The 17,822-nt window shown below is 70.7% G+C and carries 12 protein-coding genes; 10 read left to right on the forward strand and 2 right to left on the reverse strand.

Annotation, left to right across the window (positions count from 1 at the left end; genetic code table 11):
• Window positions 1–144 precede the first annotated feature (144 nt).
• The 6 genes from CLV71_RS03800 to CLV71_RS03825 all read left to right on the forward strand — a co-directional run bounded on the left by CLV71_RS03800 (window position 145) and on the right by CLV71_RS03825 (window position 7,752).
• On the forward strand, window positions 145–1,158 hold the full coding sequence (locus CLV71_RS03800; protein ID WP_166663913.1) for an MBL fold metallo-hydrolase: 1,014 nt from the start codon (window positions 145–147) through the stop codon (window positions 1,156–1,158).
• Between the two features lie 129 nt (window positions 1,159–1,287).
• The gene (locus tag CLV71_RS03805) at window positions 1,288–2,766 is read left to right on the forward strand and encodes an FAD-linked oxidase C-terminal domain-containing protein (RefSeq protein WP_133901113.1); all 1,479 of its coding nucleotides are present in this window, start codon (window positions 1,288–1,290) and stop codon (window positions 2,764–2,766) included.
• 10 nt (window positions 2,767–2,776) lie between these two features.
• Window positions 2,777–3,898: an FAD-binding oxidoreductase gene (locus tag CLV71_RS03810; RefSeq protein ID WP_166663914.1), complete on the forward strand. Its 1,122-nt coding sequence runs from the start codon at window positions 2,777–2,779 to the stop codon at window positions 3,896–3,898.
• 149 nt (window positions 3,899–4,047) lie between these two features.
• Window positions 4,048–5,475 carry a (Fe-S)-binding protein gene (locus CLV71_RS03815; protein ID WP_208297380.1) on the forward strand — a complete coding sequence of 476 codons (1,428 nt, stop codon included), beginning with the start codon at window positions 4,048–4,050 and terminating at the stop codon, window positions 5,473–5,475.
• Between the two features lie 13 nt (window positions 5,476–5,488).
• Window positions 5,489–7,252: an L-lactate permease gene (locus CLV71_RS03820; protein WP_133901116.1), complete on the forward strand. Its 1,764-nt coding sequence runs from the start codon at window positions 5,489–5,491 to the stop codon at window positions 7,250–7,252.
• Window positions 7,253–7,389: 137 nt separating this feature from the next.
• A complete protein-coding gene (locus tag CLV71_RS03825) occupies window positions 7,390–7,752 on the forward strand; it encodes a hypothetical protein (RefSeq protein WP_133901117.1) in 363 nt (120 codons plus the stop codon).
• On the opposite strand, the gene CLV71_RS03830 is transcribed toward CLV71_RS03825, so the two are convergent.
• Window positions 7,749–8,978: a GAF domain-containing protein gene (locus CLV71_RS03830; protein ID WP_243866206.1), complete on the reverse strand. Its 1,230-nt coding sequence runs from the start codon at window positions 8,976–8,978 to the stop codon at window positions 7,749–7,751. The two genes, CLV71_RS03825 and CLV71_RS03830, sit on opposite strands and share 4 nt — an antisense overlap.
• A gap of 130 nt (window positions 8,979–9,108) precedes the next feature.
• On the opposite strand from CLV71_RS03830, the gene CLV71_RS03835 reads away from it, so the two are divergent.
• Window positions 9,109–10,938 carry an NAD(P)/FAD-dependent oxidoreductase gene (locus CLV71_RS03835; RefSeq protein ID WP_133901118.1) on the forward strand — a complete coding sequence of 610 codons (1,830 nt, stop codon included), beginning with the start codon at window positions 9,109–9,111 and terminating at the stop codon, window positions 10,936–10,938.
• Here CLV71_RS03835 and CLV71_RS03840 read toward each other — a convergent pair whose 3' ends face one another.
• Window positions 10,939–12,135, reverse strand: a complete 1,197-nt coding sequence (locus tag CLV71_RS03840) for an MFS transporter (protein WP_133901119.1) — start codon at window positions 12,133–12,135, stop codon at window positions 10,939–10,941.
• Between the two features lie 58 nt (window positions 12,136–12,193).
• Between CLV71_RS03840 and CLV71_RS03845 the strand changes: the two genes are divergently transcribed.
• The 3 genes from CLV71_RS03845 to CLV71_RS03855 all read left to right on the forward strand — a co-directional run bounded on the left by CLV71_RS03845 (window position 12,194) and on the right by CLV71_RS03855 (window position 17,819).
• Window positions 12,194–13,192 (forward strand): ArsR/SmtB family transcription factor, encoded by a 999-nt coding sequence (locus CLV71_RS03845; RefSeq protein ID WP_133901120.1) that lies wholly within the window; start codon window positions 12,194–12,196, stop codon window positions 13,190–13,192.
• Window positions 13,193–13,281: 89 nt separating this feature from the next.
• A complete protein-coding gene (locus CLV71_RS03850) occupies window positions 13,282–16,104 on the forward strand; it encodes a PQQ-dependent sugar dehydrogenase (protein WP_133901121.1) in 2,823 nt (940 codons plus the stop codon).
• 11 nt (window positions 16,105–16,115) lie between these two features.
• On the forward strand, window positions 16,116–17,819 hold the full coding sequence (locus tag CLV71_RS03855) for a ThuA domain-containing protein (protein WP_133901122.1): 1,704 nt from the start codon (window positions 16,116–16,118) through the stop codon (window positions 17,817–17,819).
• Window positions 17,820–17,822: the final 3 nt, after the last annotated feature.

The raw sequence follows: 17,822 nt of genomic DNA on the forward strand, positions 1-17,822 counted from the left end.
CATTCTTCCATCATTCGGTAGGTGCGTATCGAGTAATGGAGTTTTTAACGGCGCTAACTTCTTTGGAGCAACCGAATGATCCTCCGCAAGAGATCCCGCCTTGCGTTATGCCTGACCGCTTTCCTCCTCGCCGGAGGTGGGGTGGTGGCCGCGACGACAGCCGAGGCCCAGCCCAAGCCTGCCCGTGACTACGACGCCGAGATCCACGCCGCACAGGTCGCCGCGAAGAGCGCGGCGGGCCTCGAGCACCTCGGAACCCTGAACCGGACGTGCTTCCTGCCGCCGGTCAACGGTGCCCCCGACACCACCGACGTCGCCCCCGCCTACATCGACGACCCGTCGAAGGCGCCCGCGAAGGCCACCTGGTACGCCGACTCCGCCCAGGTGTTCGACGACCTGTACTTCGTGGGTGGCTCGATCCACAGCGCCTGGCTGCTCAAGACCAGCGCCGGCCTGATCCTGATCGACTCGGGCTACCAGTACAGCGCGTCCACGCTGATCCTGGACGGGATGAAGAAGTTCGGCTTCAGCCCCACGGACATCAAGTACATCATCATCTCCCACGCCCACTCCGACCACATCGGTGGTGTGCAGGTGGTCCAGGAGGCCACGAACGGCGCGCCCGTCGTCATGGGCACGAAGGACTGGCAGACGGTCAAGCAGTTCCCGAACCGCTACAAGGGCCAGACCCCCGACTTCAAGACCGGCATCAAGGTCCCGGACAACAAGGACTACGACCTGAAGCTCGGTGGCACGACCGTGCACATCGTGCCGACGCCGGGTCACACCCCCGGCACGCTCTCCATGATCTTCACCGTCCACGACTTCGGCACCGCGCACACCGTGTCGTACTCGGGCGGCACCGCGTTCGGCTTCCAGAACGACAAGCCCAACCCGGGTCTGAAGAACTACGACACCTACATCAACTCGGCGCGGAAGATGCAGGCGGAGTCCACCAACGCCAAGGCGGACGTCCTGCTGTCCAACCACTCCGAGTTCGACAACGCGGTCACCAAGACGCGTGAGCTGGCGAGCCGCGGCTTCGGCCCGAACCCGTTCGTCAACGGCGCCGACTCGGTGAAGGCCTACTACGACGTCACGTCGAACTGCGCACTCGCGGCCCGTATCGGTCTCGAGAAGTCGGCGGCAGGTCAGTAGGAGCGACACCGCCCGGGTGGTCGGCCCCGACCGGCCGCCCGGGTACGTGCGGAGAAAGTCACCTTCTCCGCGGCGCGCATCCCGGTCCGGCCTTGCACCATGGTCAGTATGAGTTCCCCAGGAGATGTCATGAAGATCGCGGAGCAGGCATCGCCGCGGACGCTTGAGCTGGCCGAACGGTTGCGGGCCGCGATCGGCGCGGCGAAGGTGCTGACCGATCCCGCACAGCTGCGCACCTACGAGTGCGACGGGCTGGAGGCGTTCCGGGTCCGCCCGGGCGTCGTGGTCCTCGCCGAGCACCGCGACGACGTGGTGCGGACGGTGAAACTGTGTGCCGAGGCCGGTATCCCCTTCGTGGCAAGGGGATCCGGCACCGGCCTCTCCGGCGGCGCGGTGCCCGTCTCGGACGGCGTGCTGATCGTGCTGTCGAGGCTGCGCGGCATCGTCGACGTCGACCCGGACAACGCCAGGATGGTGGTCGAGCCCGGCGTGATCAACCTGTGGGTGACCCGCGAGGCCGCCCCGCACGACCAGCTCTACGCGCCCGACCCGTCGTCCCAGCAGGTGTGCAGCATCGGCGGGAACGTCGCGGAGAACTCGGGCGGCGCGCACTGCCTCAAGTACGGGTTCACCGTGAACCACGTGATGGGCGCGGAGGTGGTGCTCGCCGACGGCGAGGTCGTCCACCTCGGCGGCAGCGCGCCCGAGCACCCCGGCCTCGACCTGCTCGGCGCGTTCGTCGGCAGCGAGGGCACGCTCGGCGTCGTCACCGAGGTGACGGTCCGGCTGCTGCGGGTGCCCGAGTCCGTGCAGACCATGCTCGTCGGCTTCCACTCCGTCGCCGACGCGGCGGGCGCGGTCAGCGACATCATCGCGGCCGGGATCCTGCCTGCCGCCATCGAGATGATGGACGCGCTCGCGATCGAGGCCGCCGAGGCCGCGGTGCAGTGCGGCTACCCCGAGGGCGCCGAGGCCGTGCTCGTGATCGAGCTGGACGGCCCCCAGGTCGAGGTGGACGAGCAGTTCGAGCAGGTCGAGACCCTCGCCAGGGCCAGGCACGCGTTCGAGACCCGCATCGCCGCCGACGCCGAGGAGCGGGCGCTGATGTGGAAGGGCCGCAAGTCCGCGTTCGCCGCGGTCGGGCGGATCAGCCCGTCCTACTACGTGCAGGACGGCGTCATCCCACGCACCAGGCTGCCCGAGATCCTCGCCGACATGAGCACGCTCGCCGACGCCGCGAACCTGCGCGTGGCCAACGTCTTCCACGCGGGCGACGGCAACCTGCACCCCCTGATCCTGTTCGACGACGCGGTACCCGGCGCGCCGAAGGCCGCCGAGGACCTGGGTTTCGCGATCCTCGACCTCTGCATCCGGGCAGGCGGCTCGATCACCGGCGAGCACGGTGTCGGACTGGAGAAGAAGTCCAAGATGGCCGGTCAGTTCACGCCGGAGGACCTCGACACGATGCAGCTCGTGCGTTGCGCGTTCGACCCGGCGGGCCTGGCCAACCCGGGCAAGCTCTTCCCCACCCCTCGGCTGTGCGGCGAGCGGCCGGGTGTCCGCACCGCGGACACCGCACCCGACCCGGCGCTGGGGGAGGTGTTCTGACGTGGCGGCCGTGAGTTCTCATCCGATCGCCGGTGTCACGCCGTCCGAGGTGGTCACGCCTGCCTCGGCAGGCGAGGTCGCCGACGTCCTGCGGTCCACGACCGGCACCGTCGTCCCCGTCGGCGCGGGCACCAAGACCGGCTGGGCGGCGCCGCCGACGTCCTGCGACCTGTTGCTGCGCACGACCGAGCTGAACCGGATCGTCGAGCACGTGCCCGGCGACCTCGTCGTGGTCGCCGAGGCAGGCGTACCGCTCGAGACGCTGCAGGCGCGGCTGGCCGAGCACAACCAGATGCTCGCCCTCGACCCGCCCGAGCCGGGCGCGACGCTCGGCGGGATCGTCGGCGCGAACGCCTCCGGCCCACGGCGCCTGCGGTACGGCACCGTGCGCGACCTGCTCATCGGCGTCACCGTCGTGCTCGCGGACGGCACCACGGCCCGTTCCGGCGGCAAGGTCGTGAAGAACGTCGCCGGCTACGACCTCGGCAAGCTCTACACCGGCGCGCACGGGGCACTCGGCGTGCTCGTCTCGACGACCTGGCGGCTGCACCCGCTCCCGGCCGCGGCAGGCACGGTGACCGTCCCGGTCGCGGACGCCGCCGAGGCCGGCCGACTCGCGAGCCTGCTCGTGCGGTCCACGCTGACCCCGACCGCGGTCGAGCTGCGCTGGGACGGCGGCGCGGGCGAGCTGGTCGTGTTGTTCGAGTCCATCCCGGCGTCGGTCGACGCGCAGTCGGCCGCGGCCGTCGAGCTGCTCGGCCCCGGCGAGCGGGGGACCGAGCCGCCGCCGTGGTTCGGCGAGCGGCCGACCGGGGGAGTGGTGCTGCGCCTGGCCTACGAGCCACACGCCCTGCCGCGCGTACTGGCCGCGCTGCCCGCCGAGGCGTCCGGCACCGCGTCGGCGGGCACCGGGGTGGCGTACATGGCGGTGCCGGCGGACACGGATCTGGCCGCGTTGCGTGCGGCGATCGCCTCCTACGACGGGTCGGCGGTCGTCCTGGACAGACCGGCCGACGCCGACATCGACCACTGGGGACCGGTGCCCGACTCGTTCGGGCTGATGACCCGCGTCAAGGACCAGTTCGACCCGGGACGGCGCCTGTCGCCCGGCCGCCTGTTGGGAGGGCTGTGATGAGCGCCGACGCAGGTCAACTTCCCGAGGGTGCCAGCCGCGCCACCGACCAGGCCGCCGCCGAGGTCGTCGGCGCCCGCAGGCCCGTCGACCTCGGCCAGGGCGGCCCGATCGCGGCCAGCGCGCCGGGGGCGACCGTGGGACTGGGCATGCCGGGCAGCGGGCCGCCGAAGGGCAGCGTGTTCGACGAACACCACCCGCCGGACCCCGCGCTGCTGAGCGACTGTGTCCACTGTGGATTCTGCCTGCCGACCTGTCCCACGTACGTGTTGTGGGGCGAGGAGATGGACAGCCCGCGCGGCCGCATCGACATCATGAAGGGTGCGGTGGCGGGCGACGCGTTCGACGCGAACAGCGTGCGGCACCTCGACCAGTGCCTCGGCTGCATGGCGTGTGTGACCGCGTGCCCGTCGGGTGTGCAGTACGACAAGCTCATCGAGGCCACCCGCGCGCAGCTGGACCGGCGCGTGACCCGGCCGCCGTCGCAGCGGTGGCTGCGCAGGCTGATCTACGGCCTGTTCCCGTACCCCCGGCGCCTGAAGGCACTGCGTGGGCCGCTGCGGGCCTACCAGGTGAGCGGGCTCGGCAGGCTGATCGCGTGGAGCGGGTTGCGGGACAGGCTGCCGGAACCGTTGCAGGCCATGGAAGCCCTCGCGCCCAAGCTCGGCAGGGTCGAGAAGCTGGCGGAGCGCACCCCGGCCACCGGCACGAAGCGGCGTACGGTCGGCCTGCTGACCGGCTGCGTGCAGGGCACGTTCTTCCCCGACGTCAACGCCGCCACCGTGCGGGTGCTCGCCGCGGAGGGCTGCGAGGTCGTCGTGCCGAAGGCGCAGAGCTGCTGCGGCGCGCTGTCCGCGCACGCGGGCCGCGAACCGGAGGCACTCGCGTTCGCCAGGCGCGTGATCGAGACCTTCGAGGCCGCCGGAGTGGACAACGTCGTGGTGAACGCGGCGGGCTGCGGCTCCAACCTCAAGGACTTCGCCCACCAGCTGCGGGACGAGCCGGAGTGGGCGGCACGCGCGGAAGCGTTGTCCGCCAAGGCACGTGACGTCAGCGAGCTGATCGACGAGCTGGGCCCGGTCGCACAGCGCCACCCGCTGCCGATGACCGTGGCCTACCAGGACGCGTGCCACCTCGCGCACGCGCAGGGCGTGCGTGGCCAGCCACGGCGGCTGCTGCGCGGCATCCCCGGCGTCGAGCTGAAGGAGCTGCGCGAGGCCGAGATCTGTTGCGGCAGCGCGGGAACGTACAACATCCTCAACCCGGGTCCGGCTCGTGAGCTTGGCGAGCGCAAGGCGAGCGCGGTGCTCGCCACCGGCGCCCAGGTGATGGTCACGGCCAACCCGGGGTGCTGGATGCAGGTCGCGACGACGCTCGCCAGAATGGGGCGGCGGATGCCCGTGGCACACACCGTGCAGGTGCTGGACGCCTCGATCCGCGGCGTGCCCGTCGCGGCGTTACTCCAACGGGCGCTTGACGGCCCGGGTACCGTCGTGTCCACTGTGGACGCACGGGACACCTCCCCGAACGCGACGGGAAAGCGCTCCCGTGCGAACCACACCTCCCCGTCAGCGTAGAAGGGGTTGTTCGATGCACTTAGCCGACTACCACCAGCAGTACAGTCCCATCGGCGGGTCGCTGGGACTTACCTCGCTGTTCGCCATCCTGCCCCTCCTCGTGTTGTTCATCCTCCTTGGTGTGCTGCGGATGCGGGCCTGGCTCGCCTCGCTCATCTCCCTCGCCGTCTCGGTGGTCGTCGCGGTCGCCGTGTACTCGATGTCACTGCCGGACGCGCTCAACAGCGGCCTGCTCGGTGCCGCGTTCGGGTTCTTCCCGATCATGTGGATCGTCATCAACGCGATCTGGGTCTACAACCTGACCGTCGAGACAGGACATTTCGACGTGCTGCGCCGGTCGTTCGCGAAGATCAGCGACGACCAGCGCGTACAGGCCATCATCATCGCGTTCTCGTTCGGCGCGCTGCTGGAGGCACTCGCCGGGTTCGGCACGCCGGTGGCGATCAGCTCGGTCATGCTGATCGCGCTGGGCTTCCGGCCGTTGAAGGCGGCGGGCCTCGCCCTGGTGGCGAACACGGCGCCGGTGGCGTTCGGCGCGATCGCGGTGCCGATCACGACACTGGCGACGGTGACCGGCCTGCCGGTCGACGACCTCGGCGCGATGGTCGGCCGACAGACTCCGATCCTGTCGGTGATCGTCCCGCTGGCACTGGTGTTCATCGTGGACGGCAGGCGCGGGCTGCGCCAGACGTGGGCGCCGGCGCTGGTCTGCGGCCTGACCTTCGGCGTGTTCCAGTACCTCTCGTCGAACTTCTGGTCGGTGCCCCTGTCGGACATCATCGCCTCGCTGGCCTCCGCGCTGGCGGTGCTGCTGTTCACCAGGGTGTGGCACGCCAAGGAGAGCTACGTCGAGTCCGACGTGGACGACGAGGCCGAGGTGGACGGCGGCGTCGGCGGTGCGACCACTCCCCGTGGCCCGCGCGACGGCGTCCGTGCCGACGGTGACACGGTCGTGGCGACCAGGACCCGCAGCGAGGCCGGTCCGGAGGTGCGTGACACCCCGATGGAGGTGTTCCGCGCCTACGCGCCGTACCTGATGATCATCGTGGTCTTCGTGCTGGCCACCCGTGTCCCGGCGATCACGGGCAAGCCACCGGCGAAACCGGGTCAGTCCGGTACGGGGCTGGAGGCGGTCACCCAGATCATCAACTGGCCGGGCCTGCACATCTACAACGCGAGTGGCAAGGTGGTCGCGACCACGTTCAAGCTGAACTACCTGTCGGCGGCGGGCACGCTGCTGCTGATCTCCGGCATCCTGACGCTGCCGATCCTCAAGGTCGGTCTGGGCAGGGCACTTCGTGCCTACGGCAAGACGCTCGACCAGCTGAAGTTCGCGATCCTGACCGTGATGCTGGTGCTGGCACTGGGTTACATCATGAACGAGTCCGGCGCGACCACCACGCTCGGCCTGCTGGTGGCGGGTGCGGGCGGCGCGTTCGCGTTCCTGTCGCCGATCCTCGGCTGGCTCGGCGTCGCGGTGACCGGCTCGGACACGTCGTCGAACTCGCTGTTCGGCGCACTCCAGATCACCGCGGCGGGCCAGGCGGGCCTGTCCACGACCCTGATGGCCGCGGCCAACTCGTCCGGCGGCGTGCTCGGCAAGATGATCTCCCCGCAGAACCTGGCCATCGCCGCGTCCGCGGTGGGCATGCAGGGCAAGGAAGGCGTGCTCTTCCGCAGGGTGATCGCGTGGAGCCTGGTGTTCCTGCTCGGCATGTGCGTCCTGGTGTTCCTGCAGAGCACACCGGTACTGAGCTGGATGGTGGTCGGACAGTAGCCGGCGCACCCCGGAACAGGGGCGGCGACGAACGTCGCCGCCCCTGGAGTGCGTGGGACCTGTCGTCCCGGACCGAGGTCGTCACTGTCCGAAGAGGTCGTCGTGTTTCGCGCTCCGCGGGGCGCAGACTGTCGGGCATGACCACGTTGGGTGAGAGGTTCGCGAGGGCGCTCGCGGCCAAGGACGAGGAAGGGGTCCGTGCCGTCACGGCCCCGGACGTGAACTTCCGCGCGATGACGCCGGGCCGGTTCTGGGAGGCGGCCTCCCACGAGGACCTGGTCGACATCCTGTTCGCCAACTGGCTGGAGCCGAGCGACGAGGTGGTGGCGCTCGTGTCCGTCTCGGACGGTGAGGTGTCGACGCGCCGGCACGTCACCTACCGCCTGCACCTGCGCAACGCGGACGGCGACTCGCTGATGGAACAACAGATGTACTACGACGTCGTCGGCGACCGGATCAGCTGGGCGCGCGTGATGTGCTCGGGGTTCGTACGCACCTAGTGCCCGCGCGGTGGGTCCTCGTCCGTGGTGAGGCGCACGTCGCTGTCGAAGCGGTAGGGCGCGGTCGTCACCAGGGGACCGACGAGTCTGCGCAGCCTGCTGATCTCGGCCCGCACGGTCACCTGGTGGTCCCCGTCGCCGAACAGGCGCTGGCTGAGGTCGGCCGCGGTCAGGCCGTCGGGGCCGGCGCGGCGCAGTGCGCGCAGGACCTCCGCGTGCCTCGGCGAAAGCCTGGTGCGCCAGTGCCGTTCGGCCGGGCCGTGGGTCGAGTGCACGTCCAGCACGGCCCCGCCACCGGCGCCGGTGGACAGGTGGGCGCTGATGGTCTGCCTCGACCCGGCCTGGCGGACGAGCCACCCGCCGGGCAGCCGTTCCGGCACGCACAGCCCGAGCCCCGGCACGGCGAGCGGACGCCCGTCAGCGGGTGCGGCGATCCGGTCGCGACCGGCCACCCCGGACTGGTGGGCCACCCAGCCGTCGTCGTCGACCACCAGCAGCGGCCCGGACACCGTGGCCAGCAGGTGCTCGGCGCCGGCACGCAGCCGGTCCAGGCGCAGCCGGTGGTGCTGCCAGAGCCGCATCTCGGCCAGCCGGGTGGCGCTTTGGATGAGGGCGCCGATCGCGGGGTGCAGGGTCAGCGCGGGACCGCTGACGTCGACGACCCCGAGCAGCTCGCCGGTACGCGGGTCGTGCACGGGCGCCGCGGTGCAGTACCAGGGGTGCTGGCCCAGTTCGAAGTGCTCGGCCGCGAACAGCTGCACCGGCGCCCTCTCGGCGAGCGCGGTGCCGATGGCGTTGGTCCCGACGTGGTCCTCGGTCCACGTCGCGCCCTCCTCGAAACCGAGTGTGTCGGCACCGAGGAGCACCCGGGGCGCGCCCTCCCGCCACAGGATCACGCCGTCGGCGTCGATGACCACGCTGATGAAGTGCGACGCGTCGGCGACGCCACTGAGCACGCCGCGCAGCTCGTCGACCACGAGCCCGAGCGGCGAGCAGGCACGGCGGCGTTCGACCTCGTCGCGGGACACGCCCTCGCGGGTGTTGGGCCGGGACGGGTCCAAACCGAACCCCAGCACACGGGACCACGACCGGGTCACGACGGAACGTAACGAGGTGGGCGGCGCGGCACCGCTCATCACCGCGTCGTGCGCTCGGTGCAGCACCCGGGAGTGCCGCACCAGGTCGGTGCCCGGCAACACCGCCGTGGCGCCGTCTGCGCTGGTCACACTGCCTCCCGCTACGGCTTCCCACCCAGCATAAGCCGGTGACCCGTGCCACGGGCAACATCGTGCAACGGTTGCCGAGTAGCTCGGTCGGCGGTTCACTCCATTCGACGGAGCCCCCGGGAGGACAACGATGACCGACACCCTGGAACGTCCGGCCGAGGCGTCAGCCGCGGCGACCCGTGCCGACGCCTGGCTCAGCGCGTTCTCGGCGGCGCTCGCCACACGCGACATCGACCGCGCCGCCGCCATGTTCGCCACCGAGAGCTACTGGCGCGACCTGATCGCGTTCTCCTGGAACATCACCACGGTCGAGCACCGGGACGGGGTGCGTGATCTGCTCGGCGCGACCCTCGAGCGGACCGCCCCGGAGCCGTTCGTGCGCGAGGACGACGCCGAGGAGGCCGACGGTGTCGTCACCGCGTGGTTCCGGTTCGAGACGGCCGTCGGCCGAGGCCGTGGCCTCGTGCGGCTGGTGTCCGAGGACGGCGCCGATCGGGCGTGGACGTTCCTGACCACGATGTACGAGCTGAAGGGCCACGAGGAACCCGCGCGGGACCGCAGGCCGATGGGCGCGGAGCACGGGGCGAACAAGGGCCGCACGACCTGGGCCGAGCGCCGTGCGCACGAGGCCGAGACCCTCGGGGTGTCGGAGCAGCCGCACGTGCTGGTGGTCGGCGGCGGCCAGGGCGGCATCGCACTCGGCGCCCGGCTGCGCCAGCTCGGCGTGCCCGCGCTCGTGGTCGACAAGCACACCCGGCCGGGTGACCAGTGGCGCAAGCGGTACAAGTCGCTGTGCCTGCACGACCCGGTTTGGTACGACCACCTGCCCTACCTGAAGTTCCCGGAGAACTGGCCCGTGTTCGCGCCGAAGGACAAGATCGGCGACTGGCTGGAGTCCTACGTCGCCACGATGGAGGTGCCGTACTGGCCCTCGACCACGGCGACGTCGGCGACGTGGTCGGCGGAGGCCGGCGAGTGGACGGTCGAGGTCGAGCGCGAGGGCACCCCGCTGACGCTGCGACCCAGGCAGCTGGTGTTGGCCACGGGCATGTCCGGCAAGCCGAACGTCCCCGAGATTCCCGGCACGGACGTCTTCCGGGGCGACGTGCACCACTCGTCGGCCCACCCGGGTCCGGACGCCTACGCCGGCAGGCGCGCGGTGGTGGTCGGCAGCAACAACTCCGCCTTCGACATCTGCGGCGCGCTGTGGGAGAACGACGCCGACGTCACGATGGTGCAGCGCTCGTCGACCCACATCGTGCGCAGCGACAGCCTCATGGACATCGGTCTCGGCGCGCTGTACTCGGAGCAGGCGGTGGCGGCCGGGGTGACCACGGAGAAGGCCGACCTGATCTTCGCTTCGCTGCCGTACCGGATCATGCACACCTTCCAGAAGCCGCTGTACGAACAGATGGCCGAGCGGGACAGGGACTTCTACGAGCGACTGGAGAACGCCGGCTTCTGGCACGACTGGGGCGACGACGGGTCCGGCCTGTTCATGAAGTACCTGCGGCGCGGCTCCGGCTACTACATCGACGTCGGCGCGGCGGACCTGGTGGCAGACGGGGCGGTCAGGCTGGTCCACGGCCAGGTCACCCACCTCACCGAGGACGCCGTGGTGCTGGCCGACGGGACCGAGCTGACCGCGGACCTGGTCGTGTTCGCCACGGGCTACGGCTCGATGAACGGCTGGGCGGCCGACCTGATCAGCCAGGAGGTCGCCGACCGGGTCGGCAAGGTGTGGGGCCTCGGCTCGGACACCACGAAGGACCCGGGCCCGTGGGAGGGCGAGCAACGCAACATGTGGAAGCCGACCCGGCAGGACGGGCTCTGGTTCCACGGGGGCAACCTGCACCAGTCCCGGCACTACTCGCTGTACCTGGCACTGCAGCTCAAGGCCCGCTACGAGGGCCTGGACACGCCGGTCCACAACCTGGCGGAGGTGCACCACACGTCGTGACTACCGCGCCCCGGCTCCCGCGAGCCGGGGCGCGGCCGGTCGCGGCACCCGCAGGCCCGGTGCCAGTGCCAGGGTGACCGCGACCGAGGCCGCCGCCATCACTGTCATCGCCACCGCCGGGGAGGTCAGCTCCGCGACCCCACCGGCGAGACCCGCGCCGACGCCCTGCATCGTGAGCATCCCGGAGCTGTGCAGCCCGAGCGCGTGCCCGGACAGGCTTTCGGGCGTCAGCGCCATCAGCCGCTCCTGCAACAGGAGCGTCGCCGAGTACCCGACCGACGCGAGCGTCACGACGACCGACGCCACCGGCAGCGGCGGGTACAGGGCGAACACCAGGTACGGCGCGGCGAGCAGCAGCCGCATCGCCGGACTCAGCCGCCGACGCCACGCCGGGGACACGAACCGGCCCGTCACCGTGTCACCCAGCAGCATCCCGAACGCCGCCAACGCGAACAGCCATCCCGCGTGCGTCGGCGAGTACGGCACGAACAGCGACTCGCAGCCCACGATCAACCCGTTCGGCACCCACATCGCGACGTACACGTACCGCCGAGGCACCGACGACCACAGCTCACCGTTGTTCCGCCACGTCGCGGCCACCGACGGGCGCCCGGCGGCCCGTGGCGGCCTGCGGCTGAGCCCGGACCGTGCCGCGAGGGCCGCGAGCAGGTACAGGCCCGCCGCCACGAGCAGGGTCACGCCAGGCGACAGGAACGAGACCAGCACCCCGCCGACCGCGAACCCGCAGATCTGCATCAACCCCACCGACATGTTCAGCACCGAGCGGCCGAGCAGGTAGGCGTCGCGCGTGAGGATCTCGTTCAGCAGCCCGTACCGCACCCCGCCGCCGAGCGACGCGAACGGGCCGAGGCCGAGCACGACGGTGAACAACGCCCACACCGGCAGCCCGGGCACGGCCAGTACCGCGGATCCCACGGCGAACAGGACCGCGAGACCCGTCATGGCCGCGCGTGGCGGCAGGCGGTCGGCCGCCGACAGCAGCACGGTCGCGCCGAGCACCTGCGCGAGCGACGGGCCGAACATGGCGAGCGCGGACAGCAGCGGCGAACCGGTCGCCGAGTAGACCAACGTGCCCAGTGCCAGCCCGTTCACGGTCTGGCCCGCCGTCTGCAGGGAGCTGGTCGTGAACAGCGGCGTGAACTCCGGTGTCCGGAACAGCTCGCGGTAGGTGCGCATGACCGGAAGTCTCAACAGGAATCCCCGGCCCGGTTAGAGTTTCGCGTGGAGGCGAAACATGGGCTGGTGGCAGATCTCGGCGGACACGCTCGCGAACAGCCGGTTCGTGGTCTCGCCGCTGTCCGAGGCGCTCGCGAGCCTGCGGGTCCTCTACCGGGGCACCGCCGCGCACCCCGGCGAGCGCGCGTGGCTCGACACCCACCTCGCCGCGTTCCGCGACCGTCTCGCCGCCGACCCGGTCACCGCCCTGCTCCTGCGGGCCGCGTTCGGCCGCACGTGGACCGCCGACTTCCTCACCCCGCCGCCGACCGGCGACCAGTCGTTCGAGGAGGAGCTGGCCCGGCTGTGGGACACGCCGCCCGACGCCGCCCGCGAGCAGCTGGCCTACTCGTCCGGCGGCTCGCTGCCGAACGAGCTGCACCGCGACGACCTGCCCGCCCGTGCCGTCGACCTCGTCGGGTGGGTGTGGACGCGGACGGTGCGGCCCGACTGGTCGCGGCGCCTGCGGATCATCGAGGCGGACATCGTCGCGCGGACCGCGCAGCTCACCCGCGGCGGCTGGGCCAGTGCGCTGGACGACATGCGTGCCGGGATGCGCTGGCTCGGCGAGAGCAGGCTGCAGATCAACGCGTATGACTACCCGCCGATGGATCTCACCGGCGCGCGGTTGGTGTTCGTCCCGGTCACGCCGAGCTGGCGCGGCTGGGTCGCCTACGACAGCAGCGAGCACCACGCGATCGTCTACCCGTGCTCAGGAGTGCTCGCCGACGTCGACCGGGCGGCGGCTCCGGCCTCGCTGCGACGGTTGCTCGGACCCGCCCGTGCCGGGGTCCTCGTGCTGCTCGGCACCCCGAAGAGCACCACCCAGCTGGTGGCGCTGACCGACCAGGGACTGGGCTCGGTCGGCAGGCACCTACGCGTGCTGCTCGACGCGCACCTGATCGGCCGGCGCCGGGCGGGCAGGTCGGTTCTGTACTACCGAACGGCCGTGGGCGACCTGCTCGTGAGCGAAACCAGCGGGACTATCGCTGCCAATGTGCAAACTTTTGCTGACTAGTTGCACTCTTTCGCCGAAAGTAGACATATGATCCAGCTCACAAAGTCACGCTCCTCCCCTGCCATCAAGACCACGGAACGGGACCCACCATGCGAAGTACCCCGAGGTGGCGCGCTGCCGCCTGCGCCGGACTGCTGGTTGCCACCAGCGCGGTGACCATCCTTGCCACCACCCCCGCCCAGGCCCACCCCGTCAACGCCGCCGACTACCAACAGGTAGAGCTGGCCAAGGGTGTGGGCGAGATGGGTGAGCCGATGTCGCTCGCGGTGCTGCCGGACCGCTCGGTCCTGCACACGTCCCGCAACGGCGAGCTGCGGCGCACCGACGCGAACGGCACCACGACGGTGATCGGCACGCTGTCGGTCTACTCGCACGACGAGGAGGGCCTGCAGGGCGTCGGCGTCGACCCCGGCTTCGCCACCAACCGGTTCATCTACCTCTACTACGCGCCACCGCTGTCCACCCCGGCGGGCGACGCACCCGCGAGCGGCACGGACTTCTCCGCGTGGAACGGCGTGAACCGGTTGTCCCGCTTCACCCTCAACGCCGACAACACCCTCAACACGGCCAGCCAGGTCACCGTCCTCGACGTGCCCGCCAGTCGGGGCATCTGCTGCCACGTCGGCGGGGACATCGACTTCGACGCCGCGGGCAACCTCTACCTGACCACGGGCGACGACTCCAACCCGTTCGACTCCGGCGGCTTCTCGCCGCTCGACGAGCGCAGCGGCCGCAACCCTGCCTTCGACGCCCAGCGCAGCGCGGGCAACACGAACGACCTGCGCGGCAAGGTGTTGCGCATCAAGGTGAACGCGAACGGCTCGTACTCGATCCCGTCGGGCAACCTGTTCGCGCCAGGCACCGCGAGGACCCGCCCCGAGATCTACGCGATGGGCTTCCGCAACCCGTTCCGGATGAGCGTGGACAAGGCGACCGGCGCGGTCTACCTCGGCGACTACGGCCCGGACGCGGGTGCCGCCGACGCGAACCGCGGCCCCGGCGGGCAGGTCGAGTTCAACCGGATCACCTCCGCCGGCAACTACGGCTGGCCCTACTGCACCGGGTCGGCCACGACCGCCGAGACCTACAACGAGTTCACGTTCCCGTCCGGCCCCTCCGGCGCGCGCTACAACTGCGCGGGCGGCCCGACCAACAACTCGCCCAACAACACCGGCCTGACCACCCTGCCGCCCGTGCGGCCGGCGTGGATCAAGTACGACAACTGCTCGGTCGCCGCGTTCGGCTGCGGGTCGGAGTCGCCGATGGGCGGCCCCGTCTACCACTACGACGCGAACCTGAACTCGTCGGTGAAGTTCCCCGCCGTCATGGACGGGCACGTCTTCCTCGGCGAGTACGGCCGCAGGTGGCTGCGCACCGCGCACGTCAACAGCGACGGCAGCGCGGGCCAGATCGACACGTTCCCGTGGACCGGCACCCAGGTCATGGACATGGCCTTCGGCCCGGACGGCGCGCTGTACGTGCTGGACTACGGCACCGGCAACTTCGGCGGCGACGCCAACTCGGCCCTGTACCGCATCGAGTACAACCCGGCGGGCAACCAGGCACCGACCGCGGCGGCGAGCGCGAACCGGACCTCCGGCACCGCGCCGCTGACCGTGAACTTCTCCTCGGCGGGCTCGTCCGACCCGGAGGGCGGCGCGCTCGGCTACCTGTGGAACTTCGGTGACGGCACCACGTCCACCGCGGCCAACCCGACGAAGACCTACACCACCAACGGACAACGCACGGCGACGCTGACGGTCACCGACTCGGGTGGCCGCACCGGCAACGCCACCGTCGTGATCACCGTGGGGAACACCGCGCCGTCGGTCACCCTCACGACACCGGCGAACGGGTCGACGTTCAACTTCGGTGACACCGTGCCCTACACGATCACCGTGTCCGACCCCGAGGACGGCGCGATCGACTGCGCCAGGGTGAAGCTGACCTACATCCTCGGCCACGACAGCCACGGCCACCCGATCACGTCGAAGAACGGCTGCTCCGGCACGATGACCGTCCCGGTCGACGGTGAGCACGACACCGCCGCGAACCTGTACGCGGTGTTCGACGCCGAGTACACCGACAACGGCGGAGGCGGCCAGCCCGCGCTGACCACCCACTCGCAGAACAGGTTGCAGCCCGCGCACCGGCAGGCCGAGCACTACAGCAGCCAGTCGGGCACCACCCAGATCACCAAGGCCGAGGCGGAGGGCGGCAAGACCGTCGGCGACATCGACAACGGCGACTGGATCGCGTTCCAGCCGTACGCGCTCGCCGGCATCGCCCGGGTCTCGGCGCGGGTGTCCTCCGGCGGCGTCGGCGGCACGCTCACCGTGCGGTCCGGCTCGGCGACCGGCACCGTGCTCGGCACGATGGCGGTGCCGAACACCGGCGGCTGGGAGACGTTCACCGACGTGGCGACGAACCTCGGCAACGTGCCGGCAGGCACGACGACGCTGTACCTGACCTTCTCCGGCGGCACGGGGGCGTTGTTCGACATGGACGCCTTCACCTTCTCGAAGACGGCGGCAGGCGGCCAGGGCCCGATCCGGGGCAGCGGCAAGTGCGTCGACATCTCCGGCGCCGGCACCGCGGACGGCACGAAGATCCAGCTGTACACGTGCAACAACACCGCGGCGCAGTCGTGGACGGTCAACGGCGCCACCCTTCGCGCACTCGGCAAGTGCATGGACATCCAGGGCGGCGGCACCGCGGACGGCACCCTCGTGCAGCTCTACACCTGCAACAACTCGGGCGCGCAGAACTGGGCGGCCAACGCGGACGGCACACTGCGCAACCCGCAGTCGGGCAAGTGCCTGACCCCGTCCGGCAACGGCACGGCGGACGGCACCCAGCTGGTCATCGCCACCTGCACCACCGCCGCCACCCAGCGCTTCACCCTCCCGTGAGAGGAAACGACATGAGACACACCGTTCGCTCGGTGCTCGCGGTGGCCGCCGCCACCGCGACGATCATGGCCGGTACCAACGGCCCGACCGCCAGCGCGGCGGACGCCCCCTACGACGTGCTGGTGTTCTCCAAGACCGCGGGCTTCCGCCACGACGCGATCCCGATCGGGATCCAGACCATCCGGGAACTGGGCGCCGCCAACAACTTCACGGTGACCGCCACCGAGGACGCGGGCGCGTTCACGACGAGCAACCTCGCGCAGTACGAGACGGTCGTGTTCCTCAACACCACCGGTGACGTGCTCAACGCCGCCCAGCAGACCGCGTTCGAGTCCTACATCCGGGGCGGACACGGGTACCTGGGCGTGCACGCGGCAGCCGACACCGAGTACGACTGGCCGTTCTACGGCGAGCTGGTCGGCGCCTGGTTCTCGTCGCACCCGGCGATCCAGCAGGTCACCGAACGGGTGGAGAACCGCGCGCACGCGGCGACCGCACACCTCGGCCAGACCTGGGTCCGTACCGACGAGCTGTACAACTACCGCACCAACCCGAGAAGCAGCGCGCGGGTACTGGCCACTCTGGACGAGTCGACCTACTCCGGCGGCACGATGGGCGCCGACCACCCGCACACGTGGTGCAAGGCCTACCAGGGCGGCCGGTCGTTCTACACCGGCAACGGCCACACCCAGGAGAGCTACGCCGATCCGGCGTTCCGCTCGATGCTGCTGGGCGGACTCCGTTACACGGCAGGCAGGTCGAAGGCCGACTGCCGCCCGGAGACCGGCTACACCAGCCTGTACAACGGTTCCACGGCCGGCTGGTCGCAGGCGGGCCCCGGCAACTTCACGAACTCGGACGCCACCCTGACGTCGGTCGGCGGCATGGGCCTGTTCTGGTACAGCACCAAGGAGTTCCGATCTTACTCGCTGAAGCTGGACTGGCGGATGGCCGGTGACGACAACTCCGGGGTGTTCATCGGGTTCCCGTCGAGCACCGACCCGAACTCGGCCGTGAACAACGGCTACGAGATCCAGATCGACGCGACCGACACGGCCGACCGCACGACCGGTTCGGTGTACGGCTTCAAGTCGGCCGACATCGCGGCGAGGGACGCGGCGCTCAACCCGCCGGGGGAGTGGAACACCTACGAGCTGCTGGTGGAAGGGGAGCACCTGCAGGTGTTCCTCAACGGTGTCAAGATCAACGACTTCACCAACACCGTCCCGGCCAGGTCGCTCACCTCCGGCTACGTCGGCATCCAGAACCACGGCACGGGTGACGACGTGTCGTTCCGGTCCGTCCGGATCAAGGAGCTGGGCGGCACCAACCCGAACCCGGGGGTCGGGCCGATCACCGGCAGCGGCAAGTGCGTCGACATCTCGGGCTCCGGCACCGCGGACGGCACCAAGATCCAGCTCTACACGTGCAACCAGACCGGTGCGCAGATCTGGACGGTGTCCGGCTCGACGCTGGTGGCGCTGGGCAAGTGCATGGACGTCGCGGGTGGCGCGACCGCCGACAACACCCGTGTGCAGCTGTGGACCTGCAACGGGAGCGGCGCGCAGAGCTGGACGGCCCAGTCCGACGGCACGCTGCGCAACCCGCAGTCGGGCAAGTGCCTGACCCCGCAGAGCGGCGGCACCGCCGACGGCACACAGCTGGTCATCGCGCCGTGCACCGGCGCCGCGAACCAGCGGTGGACGATGCCCTGACCG

The sequence above is a fragment of the Actinophytocola oryzae genome (genome assembly GCF_004364325.1).
Classification (GTDB): domain Bacteria; phylum Actinomycetota; class Actinomycetes; order Mycobacteriales; family Pseudonocardiaceae; genus Actinophytocola; species Actinophytocola oryzae.